This is a genomic window from Rathayibacter sp. YIM 133350, assembly GCF_037404875.1.
In the GTDB taxonomy this organism is placed as follows: Bacteria; Actinomycetota; Actinomycetes; order Actinomycetales; family Microbacteriaceae; genus Orlajensenia.
In genome coordinates, this window is sequence record NZ_JBBELO010000027.1 from 35,432 (window position 1) to 49,702 (window position 14,271).

Below are 14,271 nucleotides of genomic sequence, written 5' to 3' on the forward strand. Positions count from 1 at the left end.
GCGGGTCAGTGGTGGGAAGCGGCGGGGCCGGGCCGGATGCCGAGGGCAGGCAGCAGGATGCCGTCGATCACCGAGATGAGGAAGGCCCGGTCCACCGGCTTGCGCAGCATCAGCGTGCGGTACGAGGCCATGGCCGGCGTGAGCAGGGCGAGGGCGTCGACGTCGACGTCGCTCGCGTGCGTCGCGGGCACCTCGCCGCGGTCGATCGCCCGCTGGATGAGGGCACGGTTGATCGCCGCGCGCGGTTCGACGAGTGCCTTGGTGGCCGTCTCGGCGAGTTCCGGCGAGCGCGAGAGCATCGAGGCGATGCCCGCCATGACCTGCAGCTTGCGCTCGCTCTCCTCGATCGAGTGCGGCTTGATGAGCGCGATGAGGTCACCGCGAAGAGTGCCCGTATCAGGCAGGGGAGCGGTCGGGTCGGTCTGCTTCAGGCACGCGACCGCATCGATCACCAGTTCGGCCTTCGAGGGCCAGCGGCGGTAGAGCGTCGCCTTGCCCGCCTTGGCACGGGCAGCGACCATATCGATCGTCATGCCGTCGTAGCCGGTCTCTGCGAGAACCTCGACCGCTGCGTCGAGAATCTCGGGGTCCCTGCTGTGGTCGCGCTTCCGGCCGAGCTTGGAGGTCTTCTCCTCGGGCGCCGCGGCGGAGGTTTCGAGCTGCGTCATTGCGGCCATCACCATCCTTTCACTACCAGTGTGCACCACTTTGCATTCATAGACAGCCTAGTTCAGGAACTATTCATATCCGAAACTGCTCAGTGTCGTATATAGTCCTCTTCATGGCTCGCACTTCCTCGACCCCGCTCCCGCCCGCGGCGACCCCTTCGCCGGCGGCATCCGCCCCGCCCGTGGCATCCGACCCTCCCGTGTCCTCCCGCCGCTGGTTGACCCTCACCGTCGTCGCTCTCGCCCAGCTGATGGTGGTGCTCGACTCGACCGTCGTGAACATCGCCCTGCCCGCCGCTCAGCGCGACCTCGGGTTCACCGACGGCGAACGCCAATGGGTCATCACCGCGTATTCCCTCGCCTTCGGCAGCCTGCTGCTGCTCGGCGGCCGCCTCTCCGACCTCATCGGACGCAAGCGCACGTTCATCATCGGACTCATCGGGTTCGCCGCGGCCTCCGCCCTCGGTGGCGCGGCCACCACGTTCGGGATGCTCGTGAGCGCGCGCGCTCTGCAAGGCGCGTTCGGCGCCCTCCTGGCGCCGACCGCTCTGGCCGTGCTCACGACGACCTTCACGATCCCGAAGGAGCGCGCCCGTGCGTTCGGCGTCTTCGGGGCCATCGCGGGTGCGGGCGGTGCCGTCGGCCTGCTGCTCGGCGGTGTTCTCACCGAGAACTTCAACTGGCGCTGGAACCTCTACATCAACGTCTTCATCGCTGCCGTCGCCATCGTCGGAGCGGCGATCTTCGTGGTCAACGCTCACCGCACGGGCCCGCGTCCGAAGCTCGACGTGCCCGGCACCCTGCTCGTCTCCGGCGCGCTGTTCTCGCTCGTCTACGGCTTCTCGAACGCCGAGACGGATGGCTGGGACTCGCCGCTCACATGGGGCTTCCTCGCCGCATCCGCGGTTCTGCTCGTGGCGTTCGTGCTCTGGCAGCGCGTGGCGAAGCACCCCCTGCTGCCGCTCTCGATCATTCTCGACCGCAATCGCGGCGCCGCCTACAGCTCGGTGCTCATCGCCGGCGCAGGCATGTTCGGCATCTTTCTGTTCGTCACCTACTACCTTCAGGCATCACTCGGGTACTCGCCCATTCAGACGGGGCTCTCGTTCCTTCCGATGATCGGCATGCTCGTGCTGGCGGCCCAGCTCTCGACGAACATCTTCGTCCCGCGCTTCGGCCCCAAGGTCATGGTGCCCTTCGGCATGACCCTCGGTGCCATCGGCATGATCTGGCTGACCCGCCTCGACCTCGGCAGTTCCTACGCGGCCGACGTGCTGCCCGGGCTGCTCGTGCTCGGCTTCGCGATGGGCTCCATCATGCCCGCCTCGATGCAGACCGCCACCCTCGGCGTCGACCGCCGGTTCGCCGGCGTGGCATCCGCGATGGTCAACACCAGCCAGCAGGTCGGTGGATCGATCGGCACCGCCCTGCTGAACACCCTCGCCGCGACCGCGTTGACCGACTACATCGCCTCGCACGCCCCCGCGTCCCCGCAGGTGGTCGCGCAGGCCGCGGTGCACAGCTACCAGACCGCGTACTGGTGGGGAGCCGGCTTCTTCCTGTTCGGCGCCGTGCTCTCGGCACTGCTGTTCCGGCGCCGCAGCCAGGGCCTGTCGCTCTCGCACAGCGAGACGCCGGCAGCTGCGGGCTCGACGGATGCCGCTCCCGAGCCGGTGCTCGCGCACTGATCCGGCACTGATCACCCACCGGTCGAGATAGCGCCGTCACCGCCCCGCGGTGGCGGCGCTTCTCAGCCGTGCAGCAGCATCTGCCGGGTGCGTTCGTATCGCGGCTTTCCGACCCACCGCCAGATCAGTCGCACGGGGGCCGGCAGGTTGCGGCGCATCCAGTCTTCCCCGCCGTCGGGCTGAGCGGCGAGGATGCCGCCGAGCTGGTCGAACATGCGACCCTTCGGCGTGGAGCGGCGGCCGTGTTCGCCGAACCAGTCGACCTCCTTCTGGGTGAGCACGTGTTCCATCACCGGAACGATCGTGGTCTCCTCATCGGGAAGGTGCACGGCGAGTGCGGCGTTGATGCCGGCGAGCGCCGACAGCACGGCAGCCGCATCCGACGACCGACCGCTGGAGCGCCAGGCGGGAAGGGCGGCGTCGAGCTCCCCAAGGTGCACGAGCATCGCGGCGTGCTGCTGCTTCATGCGATCGACGTGGCCGGCACAGGCGGGCGCCCGGGTGGAGAGCCGGTCCCAGAGCTGGGCGTCCTCGCCCTCGTGATGGCTGTGCAGTGCCGCCGACAGCATGGCGAAGTGATCCCCGACGATGTCGGCGTGGGCGGCGTCCGCCTCGGCCACGGCCGCCACGAGGGTGGGACCCTCGGCGAACCCGGCCCGGAACCAGCGGTGTATCTCGGCCATCCCGCTCGCGTCGCAGGTCTTCGCACCGGAGCCGCCCGGCTCCGCGCCGCTGGAGGGAAGTGCAGTCGCGGGCATACGGCCTCCGATCAACGATGAACAGGCGCTCGAACTGTATTACCGTGCCCGCCAGCCGGGCAATACCCTCCGCCCGCGCCTCCGGTTCCTCCCGCGGGGTATGCGGCCGCCGACCGGCACTCATAGGCTGGCCGCAACCTACGCCGAAGGAGCGCCATGAACGCCGACGTCATCGTCTCCCATCTCATCCAGGAATACCGACGCGCCGTGGGGGCCAAGGATGCGGCGGCGCTGCTGGCGCTCTACGAGCCGGGAACACGGGTCTTCGACCTGTGGGTGGCCTGGCAGTTCGACGGATCGGACGCCTGGCGGGGCTCCCTCGAGGACTGGTTCGGATCCCTCGACGAGGACGAGCGCGTCGTCGTGACGGTCGACGACGTGCGCACGATCGCATCCGACCAGCTCATCGCCGCGTCGGCGTTCATCTCGTATGCGTCCCAGCAGGCAGACGGCGACCCTGATCATGCCATGGCCAATCGGCTCACCTGGGTCCTGCGTCCTCATGGGGACGCCTGGCTGATCGCCCACGAGCACACGTCGGCGCCCATCGATGGCGACACCCTCAAGGTGATCCTCGACCGCTCGTGAATGCCCGCGCGCCTCCTGTGCCCGCCTCGAAAACCCCGGTCCCTGAGCTTGTCGAAGCGCTGCGAGCCAGCGCACGTTCCGTTCGCTGGCACCCACCACCCTGTTCGCTGAGCCTGTCGAAGCGTCGTGACGCGCGCTGGGTGCAGCCCTTCGACAAGCTCAGGGACCGGCTTCTCGGGAGTCGCCCGGCGCGGTTACATCGCGCACGATTTAATCGCGTACGATCTAACTATGGCATCCACACCGCCCACCGCCTCGGCGTCCTCGCCCCTGGACTCGATGGTGTGCTTCGCCATCTATGCGGCCGCGAACGCAGTCACGCAGGCCCACCGCGCCGTGCTCGAGAAGTGGAGCCTTTCGTACACCCAGTACATCGCGCTGGTCGAGCTCACTGCCGCGAGCGATGGCGTCACGGTGAGCGACCTGGGGGCCCGCATGGCCCTCGATTCCAGCACGCTCTCACCGCTGCTCAGCCGTCTGCAGGAGCGCGGCCTGGTTCACCGGGAGCGCTCGACGCGCGATGCCCGAGTCGTCGTCGTGCGGGCGACGGATGCCGGCCGCACGGTCACCGGTGAACTCGCCGAGGCGATCGGCTGCGTCGCGTCTGCCTACGGGTTCGCGTCCAGGGACCAGGCCGACGAACTCATCGCGAGCCTGCACCGACTGACGGACGGCATGCGCGCGTTGACGGCGAACACGCGCGCCTGACGCGCTCCGTGCGGCACCGTCCTTCCTGACTTCCACACCACCCCCGTCGAGGAATCGGCGACCCTACGAAAGGACCTGCATGAACACGCTCTACACCGCCGAGGCGATCTCGACCGGCTCGGGCCGCAACGGCCACGTGCGCAGCGACGACGGTCGCGTCGACCTCGAGATGGCCATTCCGAAGAGCATGGGCGGATCGGGTGAGGGTTCCAACCCCGAGCAGCTGTTCGCCGCCGGCTACGCCGCCTGCTTCCATTCGGCCCTGCACATGGTCGCTCGCTCGAAGAAGCTCGACGTCTCGGGCTCGACGGTCGGCGGCCGGGTGCAGATCGGCCCGAAGGCCGACGGCGAGGTGGGCTTCACGCTCGCCGTGCTGCTCGAGGTCGTTCTTCCCGGGATCGACGGCGACACCGCCCAGCAGTTGGCGGATGCCGCCCACGAGGTCTGCCCGTACTCCAACGCGACCCGGGGCAACATCGAGGTCACCATCGCCGTCTCCGACGACTGAGTCTCGAGCCAGCACTCGCGGGGCACCCTCTTGTCAAGCGGGTGCCCCGCGCTGGCGCACCCCGCCGATGCGCACGTACCATCGCCGCATGAGTGATCAGAATGCAGCCCCGGATGCCGCCGGCGAGACCCTCGGCGCCCGCGGAGACGACTCCAACGCGGCGAGCAAGGACCCGGCGGACTGGGTCACCGGCGACGAGCCGATGACCGCGGCGCAGCGCAGCTACCTCGACACGCTCGCGCGCGAGGCCGGTGAGCAGTTGCCGGCCGACCTCACCAAGGCGCAGGCGTCGGTGGAGATCGAGCGTCTGCAGGAGGCGACAGGTCGCGGCCGATAGCGATTCCCGTCGCCCGACCGAAGCGCCTCTCACGCATCCGTGCTCGATTTGATGATGCGCGCCACGTCGTCATCGACGAGCGAACCGTCGAGGATGTCGTCGACCTCATCGATCGCCCACCCTCGTTGCTCAAGTGCGGCGCGCGCGTTCTCGGCGTAGTCGCCGATGCTGAATGGCGCTGCGTCGACCCACCACCAGAACCCGTCTCGTGCCATGACTCCTCCTCGGCTCCGGCACGAGCACCCTCACGTTAGGCGCACCCTCCGACAACGGCGTCGGTGAACGTCAGGTCACGATTTCGAACTCGGGGCTGTCCCCTATTGCGTCGCCTCTCGAATCCCCGCTAGGTTGACTTCTCGGCACCGCAGGATTTCGCAGAAGGAAGGAGAGACCCATGATGATCACGAACCCGAAGACGCCGTTCGAGGCCCCGGCCTCCTTCCCGCGCTTCGCCTGCTGACCGGTCGTCGCTGACGCTTCGAGCGTCGCGCCCCTCCCCGCTGCCTCGTCGGCCGGGGACCAGCAGTCGTCTGCCGTGACCCGCGCGTCATCCGGTTGATCGCAGAGATCAGACCAGAACGCTCGCGTACTCCCCGCCCTCCAGGGCTCCCTTCCCGCGTTTCAGGATGGCCAGCCCGGCGCACTCTCGTGCGCTCCTTCGCCGCGCCCGCGCACGAGTGCGCGACCTGGCGGCTCCCCCGAACGTCACTGAAGAACCCATCAACACACTCACAAAGGAATCACCGTGAATACCCAACTCCTCACAGCTCGAGATACCAGACCCCGAGTTCAGCAGTACTCCAGCACCGCGCTCGATCGCCTCGCGCGTCGAACCGGTCTCGCCCTCGTGCGTTGGAGCTCCCGCAGCGCCGGACGCCCGGAACTCTCGAGCGAGGGCATGCAGTTGCTCCACGCCGCTGAGAACCTGCGTCGGAACAGTCAGCGTGACACGCAGATGCTCGTGCTGCTCAGCCGCAGCCAGTTCTGATGACGGGCTGCATCCACCCGCCGGCGAGCACACCAGCGCCGACACACCACCGAACGCCCGGCCGTCGATCACTTCGATCACGGTCGGGCGTTCGCCATTGAGGCCCCTGAACGGTGCCCCGGTGCCGCGGTCGCAACGCGTGGTGGATCTCACCCTCGACCCCTGGAGCGCATGTCTGGATTTCGCGCCGACGATGCGCGAAAATGGGTCCGTTGGCACAGACCCCGGTAGCGGACCGTACTCAGGTGACGAGCCCGCAGGGGTGGTGGTCATGAAGGTTGTTACGAACGGCAGCAGCCGTTTCCTCACGGGGAACGAACTCGCGGACGCCGTCATGAACTATGCGCTCGTGCTGCGGCGCCAGCGGAAGATCGACCTCGTGAGCATTCCGGCGCTCGACGAGAAGGGCGCGACCCGTCAGGCCGAGTTCATCGTGGGCTGGCACGTGAGCACTTCGACCATGACGGCGGACGATCACGCCGACGAAGACCTCATCGACGTGGCCACCGTCGTCACCCTGTACGAGAAGGCCAGCCGCATCGGGCAGGCCGTCCCTTTCACTCCCAGAGAGATCGCCGAACTCACCTGGCTCGAGTCGTACGACTGAGCCCAGACGCCCGGGCGCCCGCCTGCCCCGAACCGGCAGGCGCCCGGTGCATCGACCGGATGATGCTTCTCACGCGGCCGCGGCGTCGGGACGCCGCGCCTTCGCGAGGTTGGCGATGAGCTCCTCGCGGTTCTGCCGCACGACGTAGGCGGGCTGGTCGCGCTCGAGGCGCCAGCTCTCCGAGAGAGCACCGACGTTGACGACATCGAAGCCGAACTGCTCGTACAGGGCGCCGACGAACTGAGCGGCATCCTCGAAGTCGCTCGCGGTGCCGAGGGCCCGGCGGTCGGGCGTGCCGGCCGGCGTACCGTCGGTCGTGATCGCGGCCGCGCCGATGTGGTTGAAGCCCTTGGCCACCCGGCTCTGCGCTAGGTGCTTCTGCAGCAGGCCCGATACGGTGTCGCGGCCCTCGTCGAGCACCGCGATGTGACCGTCGCGCTCGAAGTAGTAGTTGTTGGTGTCGATGACGATCTTGCCGGCGAGCGGCTCGACGGGAATGTCGGTGTACGCCTTGAACGGCACCGTGACGACGACCACGTCGCCGGCGGCAGCGGCATCCGTCGCCGTCGCGGCCCGAGCGTGCTCGCCGAGTTCAGCGACGAGGTTGGCGAGAGTCTCGGGCCCCCGCGAGTTGGCGATGACGACGTCGTAGCCGTTGGCCACCGGCGCACGCGCGATCTGGCTGCCGATGTGTCCTGCTCCGATGATTCCAAGTGTCGTCATGGCAGGCGCAACCGGATCGGGTGACCGGATGTTCCCGATCCACTCGATGGGTCAGTCGCCTGACGCAGCCGGGGTGCGGCGGCGATAGCGCACCTTGGCCCGCTGACCCAGGCTCTCCTCGAGCACCGCCAGCAGCACCGAGACGACCAACAGCATCGGCAGCGCCACGAGGGCGACGGATGCCGCCGTCACCGGCACCAGCGCGAGCGCCAGCACCGCCGCGGCGATGCGCAGCAGCGAGAACTGGCCCGACACCCGAAGCCAGATGGCCGCGGTGGTCGCGAGGTAGAGCGCCAGTCCGCCGTCCAAGGCCCACGCCACGAAGAGGCCGATCGGTTCGGGCGATTCGATGTCGTGCATCGCGCCCTCCACGCCGAGGGCGACGAGCAGGATGCCGGCCACGACGAACGGATGCAGGTACGTGTAGACATCCGTCGCCGCGTCGACGCGTCGACGGCCTTCCCGGTGCTTGAGGGCGTGCTCCACACCGCCGGCCAGGTGATGGAAGTAGTTCCACCACATCGCGACCGCGAGCGCGATGGCGAACAGTGACCCGACGACGATCGCCACGCTGATGGGCAGCTTCGCCACGCCCACCCCCGTCGCCACCACCGACTCCCCGAGCGCGAGGATGACGATGAGCCCGTGCCGCTCGGAGAAGTGCGCCATGGAGTAGATGCGCCAGTCGCCGCCGTGCGACGTGACGAAGATGATCACGCCCTCCAGAAGCGCGGCGCCGAGCCAGATCCAGGCTTGCAGAGGCCCTCCGACCAGCGCGCCGATGCTCATGAGCACGAAGACGGGAAGGATGGTGATGCCCACGCTGCGCAGGATCTGCCGGCGCAGCGCAGCATCCGTTCCCGCGGCGATCCAGTAGACGACCGCATGCACGATGCTCACGAGCGTGATGCCCACGACGAACACCATCGGTGCGAACAGGCCGCCCTCGAGGTCTTTGAAGCTCTCGGGAATCACGAGGCAGACGATGAACATGATCGCGATGGCCGCCATGATGCCCACCCGCACGACTCCGCGATCGGCGTGTGCCTGGTTGGTGAGCCAGGCGAAGGAGGTCCACGACCACCAGATGAGGGCGAGCACCGCGATGCCCTGCAGCACGCTCTCGGCACTATGGCCGTGAGACATCACCTGGGTCACCTGGGTGAACGCGAAGACATAGACGAGGTCGAAGAACAGCTCGAGCGTGGTCACCCGGTCGCCCTCGCGCGAGGTCTCGGCCGTCAGCAGCTGGCCGGTCAGCAACGCACGCAAGCCCGCCATGAGGGCAGCCTACGGCCCGCCGTGTCGGGGGTCCAGCGTAGCCTCGAGCGCATGAACCTCATCGAAGGATCAACCGACGACAACGTCCCGTTCGTCGCTCGCGCCGCCTCGCGCCCCAACGCCCCCGTGATCGCGGTCTGGCACCTCATGGACCCGCCCGCGACTCCCGCCGCCATGGCCGCCGCCCTGCCGCTGGCCGGCCTCGATGCGTCGGTCGTCTACCTCGGCCTGCCCCTCACAGGCGCCCGAGCCGTGTACGCCGACTTCGAGCAGATGCTCGCGAGCGGCACCGACATGGTCACCGACTTCTTCGGCCCCATGCACGAGCAGGCGCTCGCCGAATATCCCCAGGCGATCGCCGACGTGCGCCGCCGCCTCGGGGTCACGGATGCCGCCCCTCTCGGCCTCCTGGGCGGCTCGGCCGGCGCATCCATCGCTGCCGAGGTGCTCACCACCCACGGTGCAACGGCGGCCGTCCTCGTGAACCCGATGCTGCGGCTGCGTCCCATGATCGACGCGACGGCGCCGTTCCTGCCGGAGCCGTACGCCTGGACGCCGGCCGCCGATGCGATCGCCGAGCGAATGGACTTCATCGCCAGGGCTCCCGAACTCGCGGCGAGCGGCGCTCCCATCCTGCTCATCGAGGGCGGCTCCGACGAGCCCGCCTTCCTTGACGCCACGCGGGAGTTCGAGACCCTCGGCATCGGCGAGGTGCGTTACGTCGAGGGTGTCGAGCATCCGCTCGCCGAGTGGCCCGGCCTCGAGCCGGCCCCGCAGATCGAAGCCGCGAAGACCTACGATCGCCTCGCGGTGGAGTTCTTCACGAAGGCGTTCTCGGGGTAATCGGCCACCCCGAATACCGCCCGACTTGCCACTTTTCGCGGGTTCGGCCGCGCCTGAACCCGCGAAAAGTGGCAAGTCGAGCCGGGCATGGGAGCGCTCTCTCCCAGTACTCTGAACCCATCATGAGCATCTCAGCGATCGACCCCACCATTCCCCCGAGCGGCACCGGCTGCGTCGAGTGCGAAGCGTCCGGCGACTGGTGGGTGCATCTGCGCCGCTGCGCCGAGTGCGGGCACGTCGGATGCTGCGACGACTCCCTCAACCGCCACGCCACCGCGCATTTCCACACGACGGGCCACCGCTACATCCAGAGCTTCGAGCCCGGCGAGAACTGGTTCTGGGACTACGTCGCCAACGACTACGTGCGCGGGCCCCGGCTGGCGCCGGCCGACAGCCGCCCCGACACCCAGTCGTCCCCCGGACCGGCCGAACGCGTTCCCGCGAACTGGATGCAGCTGCTCGAGGAACGCGCGCAACGCGAGCAGCGAGCCGAGGGTTGAGCATTCACGAACCGATCGTCGCCGCAGTGGTGCGGGTGCATCTCTACGGAACGCGTTACTCCCGCGAGGCCTACGCCATCCGCGACTTTCTCACGCGCAGTGTCGTCGACTTCGCCTGGACCCTGATCGAGACGGATGAGCAGTGCCGGCAGGCGACCGGCGCGCCACTGGCGGGCGCTGCGCTGCCCCTCGTGGTATTCCCGGACGGGTCACGCGTCGCCGAGCCCACACTCGCCGAGATCGCGGCGCGCCTGGGCTGGATCACCCGTCCGCGGCTCACCGAGTACGACCTCTCGATCTACGGCGCCGGACCGGCCGGCCTCTCCGCCGCCGTCTACGCCGCATCCGAGGGGCTCAGCGTCGTGTTGGTCGAGAAGGAGGCGGTGGGCGGCCAAGCCGGATCGAGCAGCCTGATCGAGAACTACCTCGGCTTTCCGCACGGCATACCCGGAGCCGAGCTCGCCGAGCACGCGCGGCAGCAGGCCGTCTCGTTCGGCGCCGACCTGCTCATGATGCGCGAGGGAGTGAAGGGCGTCTTCAGCGAGAACCGCCTTCGCGCGACGCTCGCCGACGGCAGCACCCTGGTCGCGAAGTCGAACATCTGCGCGACGGGGGTGGAGTGGCGACGGTTGGGACTGCCGGGCGAGCAGGCGCTTCTCGGCGTCGGCCTCTACTACGGTGCCGGCACGAGCGAGGCGTCGCAGTGCGCCGGGGAGCACGTCTACGTCGTGGGCGGGGCGAACTCCGCCGGGCAGGCCGTGATGAACATGGCCGCCCACGCCGAGCGAGTCACGATGCTCGTGCGCGGGCCTGCGCTCTCCGACACTCTCTCGAGCTACCTCGAGTCGCGCATCGTCGCCCAGCCCAACGTCGACGTGCAGCTGAACTCCCGCATCACCGCGCTCGCCGGCACCGAGCGACTCGAGGGCATCACCGTCGAGAACACGCTGACCGGCGGGGTGCAGCAGCTGGAGGCGTCCCGGGTGTTCGTCTGCATCGGCGGCGCCCCCGACACGGACTGGGCCACCGACACCGCGATCGTGCGCGACCGCCTCGGCTTCATGGTCACCGGCCCCGACCTCACGGCGGCCGACCTCGACGCGGCGCAGTGGCCCCTGGCGCGAGCGCCGTTCTACCTCGAGACGAGCGTGCCCGGCTCATTCGCGGCCGGCGACGTGCGGCACCACTCCATCAAGCGCGTCGCATCCGCCGTCGGCGAGGGCGCGATGGCCGTGACCTTCGCGCACCGCTACCTCTCGGAGAACGCCTGATGCCCGATGCCTGGGACCGCACCCCCATCGAGGTGCAGAGCATCGACGCCCCGCTCTCGACGGCGGCCATCTTCCTCGTCGTCACCGTTGCTCCGACACCGGACGCCGTTGCCGCCGTGCGCGCGGTGCTCGCCGATGTCGGCGGACTCGTGCGCACGGTCGGCTTCCGCGACCTGAAGGGTCGCCTGTCGTGCGTCGTGGGCATCGGGTCGGATGCCTGGGACCGCGTGACCGGACTGGCTCGACCCGCCCAGTTGCGGCCTTTCGTCGCGGTCACGGGATCGGCGCACACGGCCCCCTCTACGCCCGGTGACCTGCTCTTCCACATCCGCGCCGACCGCCCCGACATGTGCTTCGAGTTCGAGCGCCTTCTGCTGGCCGCCCTCGGCGATGCGGTGAGCGTGGTCGACGAGACACCGGGTTTCCGCTACTTCGACTCGCGCGACCTCCTCGGGTTCGTCGACGGAACCGCGAACCCGACGGGACCCGACATGCTCGCCTGGACCGCCGTCGCCGACGACCCCGTCTACAACGGCGGCAGCTACGTCGTGGCGCAGAAGTACGTGCACGATCTCGACGCCTGGTCACGCCTGGGCACCGAGATGCAGGAGGCGATCATGGGACGCACCAAGCCCGACAACGTGGAGCTCGACGACGCCCCATCCGGCCAGAAGTCGCACAAGACGCTCGCCACGATCGTGGACGAGGAGGGCACCGAGCACGACATCCTGCGCGACAACATGCCCTTCGGCCGCCCCGGATCGGGAGAGTTCGGCACCTACTTCATCGGCTACGCCCGCGATCTCTGGGTGATCGAGCGGATGCTCTCGCGCATGTTCATCGGCGATCCTCCGGGCGCGTACGACCGCATGCTCGATGTCTCGACCGCCGTCACGGGAGGCACCTTCTTCGCTCCCCCGAGCAGCGTGCTGGACTCCCTGGCCTAAACGCCGGCCGCGAACCGGCTCCAGCGCCGCCCCGGCTAGCATGTGACGGTGAGCGCGCAGCCGGTGGCACCTGAGGCGACGCCGGCACGTCGGGGCCACTGGGCGCTGCTGCTGCTCGTCGGCGTGGTCGGCGGCGTGTTCTCGGGGCTGTTCGGCGTCGGCGGCGGAACCATCATCGTTCCCCTGCTCATCATCGTGGCGGGAATGGGACAGCGGCAGGCCTCGGCGACCTCGCTGGCCGCGATCGTGCCGACGGCGATCGCGGGCTGCGCGAGCTACCTCGCCGGCGGCCGCGTCGATCTCGCCGCAGGCCTCTTCCTGGCCATCGGCGGCATCGTCGGCTCGTACCTCGGCGCGCTGCTGCTGCGACGCATCCGTCTGGACTGGCTGCGCTGGCTGTTCATCCTCCTGCTGGTGATCGCCGCGGTCGACATCATCGTCGACACGCCGACGGATGCCGCGGTCGGGGTGGCGCTCACGCTGTGGACGGCGCTCGCCCTCATCGGTGTCGGCCTGATCATGGGCATCGCCTCGGGGCTGTTCGGCATCGGCGGCGGCATCGTGGCCGTTCCCTCGCTCATCGCCCTCTTCGGAGTCGGCGTGCTGGCCGCCAAGGGCACGTCACTTCTCGCGATGGTGCCGACCGCTCTCAGCGGCACGGTCGCGAACTGGCGCGGCGGACTCGTCGACCTGCGCGCCGCGCTGATCGTGGGGCTGGCCGCCACCGCGAGTTCGTTCGCCGGAGTCGCGCTCGCCTTCTGGCTGCCGACCCTCGTGGCCACGTGGCTGTTCGTGGCGCTCATGGCGTACGTGATCGTCGAGCTCGTGCTGCGCGCCCTGCGGGATGGACGCGCGGACCGCGCACGCCGAGTAGAAGACGCACGCCGCTCCGGCTGATCGTGCGGGAAGGTGGGAGCCCTTCCCTCCGACGGTGCGGCGGGGCTAGCCTCGCGACATGAAGCGCATCCTCGCCGTCCTCGCCGTCGCGGCCGGCCTCATCCTGTCCACCGCCCTGGCCGCGGCACCGGCGAGCGCCGCCCCGGCGACCGGTTCGACCGCCGCCGTTCCCGCCTCCGCCCCTGCCGCAGTCACCATCACCGCCGTGCAGTCAAGCCTCGCCATCACCACCGCCCGCGTCACGGTGACCGCCGAGGGCCGGTCCTTCTCGGCACGTCTGGTGCAGCCGGCCGCCGCCGCTCCCGGGGGATACCCGGTCGTCGCGTTCGGTCACGGCTTCGTGCAGTCGAGCTCGCGCTACACCTCGACGCTCGAGGGCCTCGCCGCCCGCGGCTACGTGGTCATCGCGCCCGACAGCGAAGCGGGCCTGTTCCCGAATCACTCGCGCTTCGCCGACGACCTCTGGCGCGCGATCGCCTGGGTGCGGGCCACACAGCCGAACGCGAGCCAGACCCTCGGTGCCGTCGCGGGCCATTCGATGGGAGGCGGCGCCGCCCTCATCGCCGCCGACCGGCATCCCGAGCTCCAGGCCGTGGCGACCGAAGCCGCTGCCGAGACGAACCCGTCGGCCACGACGGCCTCGGCCGGCATCGCCGTTCCCGCGCTGTACGTGGTCGGTTCGGCGGATGGCGTCGTAAGCCCCGCGTCCACGCGCGGCATGTACAACGCCAAGCCGTCTCCCGCCACGCTCGCGACCATCACCGGCGGCTACCACTGCGGATTCGTGGACTCCTCGTCGTTCTTCGGCATCGGATGCGACCGGGGCCAGATCAGCCGATCGACACAGTTGCCGATCGCGGCGGCGCTGCTGGGCAACTGGTTCGACCACGTGCTCAAGGGCGCACCCACGGCATCGGTGCCCGCCGGCGTCGTGGTGGAGAGCACGTAGCCGTCCGGAG

General features: G+C 69.2%; 18 protein-coding genes. 13 read left to right on the plus strand and 5 right to left on the minus strand.

What is annotated here, in order from left to right:
* Positions 1 to 5: 5 nt before the first annotated feature.
* A complete protein-coding gene (locus WDJ51_RS08360; protein WP_337851988.1) occupies positions 6 to 677 on the minus strand; it encodes a TetR/AcrR family transcriptional regulator in 672 nt (223 codons plus the stop codon).
* Between the two features lie 104 nt (positions 678 to 781).
* Here WDJ51_RS08360 and WDJ51_RS08365 point away from each other — a divergent pair, with 104 nt between their 5' ends.
* Entirely contained in the window at positions 782 to 2,356 is a 1,575-nt protein-coding gene (locus WDJ51_RS08365; RefSeq protein ID WP_337851989.1) for an MFS transporter, read from the plus strand.
* A gap of 62 nt (positions 2,357 to 2,418) precedes the next feature.
* Here the strand turns inward: WDJ51_RS08365 and WDJ51_RS08370 are convergent, their stop codons facing one another.
* Positions 2,419 to 3,114, minus strand: coding sequence for a hemerythrin domain-containing protein (locus tag WDJ51_RS08370; RefSeq protein ID WP_337851990.1), 696 nt, complete (start codon positions 3,112 to 3,114; stop codon positions 2,419 to 2,421).
* A gap of 156 nt (positions 3,115 to 3,270) precedes the next feature.
* On the opposite strand from WDJ51_RS08370, the gene WDJ51_RS08375 reads away from it, so the two are divergent.
* From WDJ51_RS08375 to WDJ51_RS08390, 4 genes are all read left to right on the plus strand, one after another.
* A complete protein-coding gene (locus WDJ51_RS08375; RefSeq protein WP_337851991.1) occupies positions 3,271 to 3,702 on the plus strand; it encodes a nuclear transport factor 2 family protein in 432 nt (143 codons plus the stop codon).
* A gap of 231 nt (positions 3,703 to 3,933) precedes the next feature.
* A complete protein-coding gene (locus WDJ51_RS08380; protein ID WP_337851992.1) occupies positions 3,934 to 4,410 on the plus strand; it encodes a MarR family winged helix-turn-helix transcriptional regulator in 477 nt (158 codons plus the stop codon).
* 79 nt (positions 4,411 to 4,489) lie between these two features.
* Positions 4,490 to 4,918 (plus strand): organic hydroperoxide resistance protein, encoded by a 429-nt coding sequence (locus tag WDJ51_RS08385; RefSeq protein ID WP_337851993.1) that lies wholly within the window; start codon positions 4,490 to 4,492, stop codon positions 4,916 to 4,918.
* Between the two features lie 88 nt (positions 4,919 to 5,006).
* Positions 5,007 to 5,255, plus strand: a complete 249-nt coding sequence (locus tag WDJ51_RS08390; protein ID WP_337851994.1) for a DUF3072 domain-containing protein — start codon at positions 5,007 to 5,009, stop codon at positions 5,253 to 5,255.
* Positions 5,256 to 5,284: 29 nt separating this feature from the next.
* On the opposite strand, the gene WDJ51_RS08395 is transcribed toward WDJ51_RS08390, so the two are convergent.
* Complete coding sequence (locus WDJ51_RS08395; protein WP_337851995.1) at positions 5,285 to 5,470, minus strand: hypothetical protein; 186 nt, start codon at positions 5,468 to 5,470, stop codon at positions 5,285 to 5,287.
* Positions 5,471 to 6,000: 530 nt separating this feature from the next.
* Between WDJ51_RS08395 and WDJ51_RS08400 the strand changes: the two genes are divergently transcribed.
* Together WDJ51_RS08400 and WDJ51_RS08405 are read left to right on the plus strand one after the other, a co-directional pair.
* Positions 6,001 to 6,243 (plus strand): hypothetical protein, encoded by a 243-nt coding sequence (locus WDJ51_RS08400; RefSeq protein ID WP_337851996.1) that lies wholly within the window; start codon positions 6,001 to 6,003, stop codon positions 6,241 to 6,243.
* Between the two features lie 271 nt (positions 6,244 to 6,514).
* Positions 6,515 to 6,850: a hypothetical protein gene (locus WDJ51_RS08405; protein ID WP_337851997.1), complete on the plus strand. Its 336-nt coding sequence runs from the start codon at positions 6,515 to 6,517 to the stop codon at positions 6,848 to 6,850.
* A 69-nt stretch (positions 6,851 to 6,919) separates the two neighbouring features.
* Here the strand turns inward: WDJ51_RS08405 and WDJ51_RS08410 are convergent, their stop codons facing one another.
* The gene (locus WDJ51_RS08410) at positions 6,920 to 7,573 is read right to left on the minus strand and encodes an NADPH-dependent F420 reductase (RefSeq protein WP_337851998.1); all 654 of its coding nucleotides are present in this window, start codon (positions 7,571 to 7,573) and stop codon (positions 6,920 to 6,922) included.
* Between the two features lie 51 nt (positions 7,574 to 7,624).
* Entirely contained in the window at positions 7,625 to 8,854 is a 1,230-nt protein-coding gene (locus tag WDJ51_RS08415) for a low temperature requirement protein A (protein ID WP_337851999.1), read from the minus strand.
* A 51-nt stretch (positions 8,855 to 8,905) separates the two neighbouring features.
* Between WDJ51_RS08415 and WDJ51_RS08420 the strand changes: the two genes are divergently transcribed.
* From WDJ51_RS08420 to WDJ51_RS08445, 6 genes are all read left to right on the plus strand, one after another.
* Positions 8,906 to 9,697 (plus strand): hypothetical protein, encoded by a 792-nt coding sequence (locus WDJ51_RS08420; protein ID WP_337852000.1) that lies wholly within the window; start codon positions 8,906 to 8,908, stop codon positions 9,695 to 9,697.
* 122 nt (positions 9,698 to 9,819) lie between these two features.
* The gene (locus WDJ51_RS08425; protein ID WP_337852001.1) at positions 9,820 to 10,197 is read left to right on the plus strand and encodes a UBP-type zinc finger domain-containing protein; all 378 of its coding nucleotides are present in this window, start codon (positions 9,820 to 9,822) and stop codon (positions 10,195 to 10,197) included.
* Positions 10,194 to 11,468 (plus strand): NAD(P)/FAD-dependent oxidoreductase, encoded by a 1,275-nt coding sequence (locus WDJ51_RS08430; protein ID WP_337852002.1) that lies wholly within the window; start codon positions 10,194 to 10,196, stop codon positions 11,466 to 11,468. The genes WDJ51_RS08425 and WDJ51_RS08430 overlap by 4 nt, the downstream gene beginning before the upstream one ends.
* Positions 11,468 to 12,415 carry a Dyp-type peroxidase gene (locus WDJ51_RS08435; RefSeq protein ID WP_337852003.1) on the plus strand — a complete coding sequence of 316 codons (948 nt, stop codon included), beginning with the start codon at positions 11,468 to 11,470 and terminating at the stop codon, positions 12,413 to 12,415. Before WDJ51_RS08430 ends, WDJ51_RS08435 begins: the two co-directional genes overlap by 1 nt.
* Positions 12,416 to 12,463: 48 nt before the next feature.
* Positions 12,464 to 13,312, plus strand: a complete 849-nt coding sequence (locus WDJ51_RS08440; protein ID WP_337852004.1) for a sulfite exporter TauE/SafE family protein — start codon at positions 12,464 to 12,466, stop codon at positions 13,310 to 13,312.
* Positions 13,313 to 13,370: 58 nt separating this feature from the next.
* Positions 13,371 to 14,261 carry an alpha/beta hydrolase gene (locus tag WDJ51_RS08445; protein ID WP_337852005.1) on the plus strand — a complete coding sequence of 297 codons (891 nt, stop codon included), beginning with the start codon at positions 13,371 to 13,373 and terminating at the stop codon, positions 14,259 to 14,261.
* Positions 14,262 to 14,271: the final 10 nt, after the last annotated feature.

Coding starts and splice junctions, on each gene's coding strand:
- WDJ51_RS08405 (WP_337851997.1), top strand. CDS start 6,515: ATGAAGGTTGTTACGAACGGCAGCAGCCGTTTCCTCACGGGGAACGAA.
- WDJ51_RS08395 (WP_337851995.1), bottom strand. CDS start 5,470: ATGGCACGAGACGGGTTCTGGTGGTGGGTCGACGCAGCGCCATTCAGC.
- WDJ51_RS08360 (WP_337851988.1), bottom strand. CDS start 677: ATGGCCGCAATGACGCAGCTCGAAACCTCCGCCGCGGCGCCCGAGGAG.
- WDJ51_RS08425 (WP_337852001.1), top strand. CDS start 9,820: ATGAGCATCTCAGCGATCGACCCCACCATTCCCCCGAGCGGCACCGGC.
- WDJ51_RS08420 (WP_337852000.1), top strand. CDS start 8,906: ATGAACCTCATCGAAGGATCAACCGACGACAACGTCCCGTTCGTCGCT.
- WDJ51_RS08370 (WP_337851990.1), bottom strand. CDS start 3,114: ATGCCCGCGACTGCACTTCCCTCCAGCGGCGCGGAGCCGGGCGGCTCC.
- WDJ51_RS08365 (WP_337851989.1), top strand. CDS start 782: ATGGCTCGCACTTCCTCGACCCCGCTCCCGCCCGCGGCGACCCCTTCG.
- WDJ51_RS08415 (WP_337851999.1), bottom strand. CDS start 8,854: ATGGCGGGCTTGCGTGCGTTGCTGACCGGCCAGCTGCTGACGGCCGAG.
- WDJ51_RS08375 (WP_337851991.1), top strand. CDS start 3,271: ATGAACGCCGACGTCATCGTCTCCCATCTCATCCAGGAATACCGACGC.
- WDJ51_RS08385 (WP_337851993.1), top strand. CDS start 4,490: ATGAACACGCTCTACACCGCCGAGGCGATCTCGACCGGCTCGGGCCGC.
- WDJ51_RS08435 (WP_337852003.1), top strand. CDS start 11,468: ATGCCCGATGCCTGGGACCGCACCCCCATCGAGGTGCAGAGCATCGAC.
- WDJ51_RS08380 (WP_337851992.1), top strand. CDS start 3,934: ATGGCATCCACACCGCCCACCGCCTCGGCGTCCTCGCCCCTGGACTCG.
- WDJ51_RS08390 (WP_337851994.1), top strand. CDS start 5,007: ATGAGTGATCAGAATGCAGCCCCGGATGCCGCCGGCGAGACCCTCGGC.
- WDJ51_RS08445 (WP_337852005.1), top strand. CDS start 13,371: ATGAAGCGCATCCTCGCCGTCCTCGCCGTCGCGGCCGGCCTCATCCTG.
- WDJ51_RS08410 (WP_337851998.1), bottom strand. CDS start 7,573: ATGACGACACTTGGAATCATCGGAGCAGGACACATCGGCAGCCAGATC.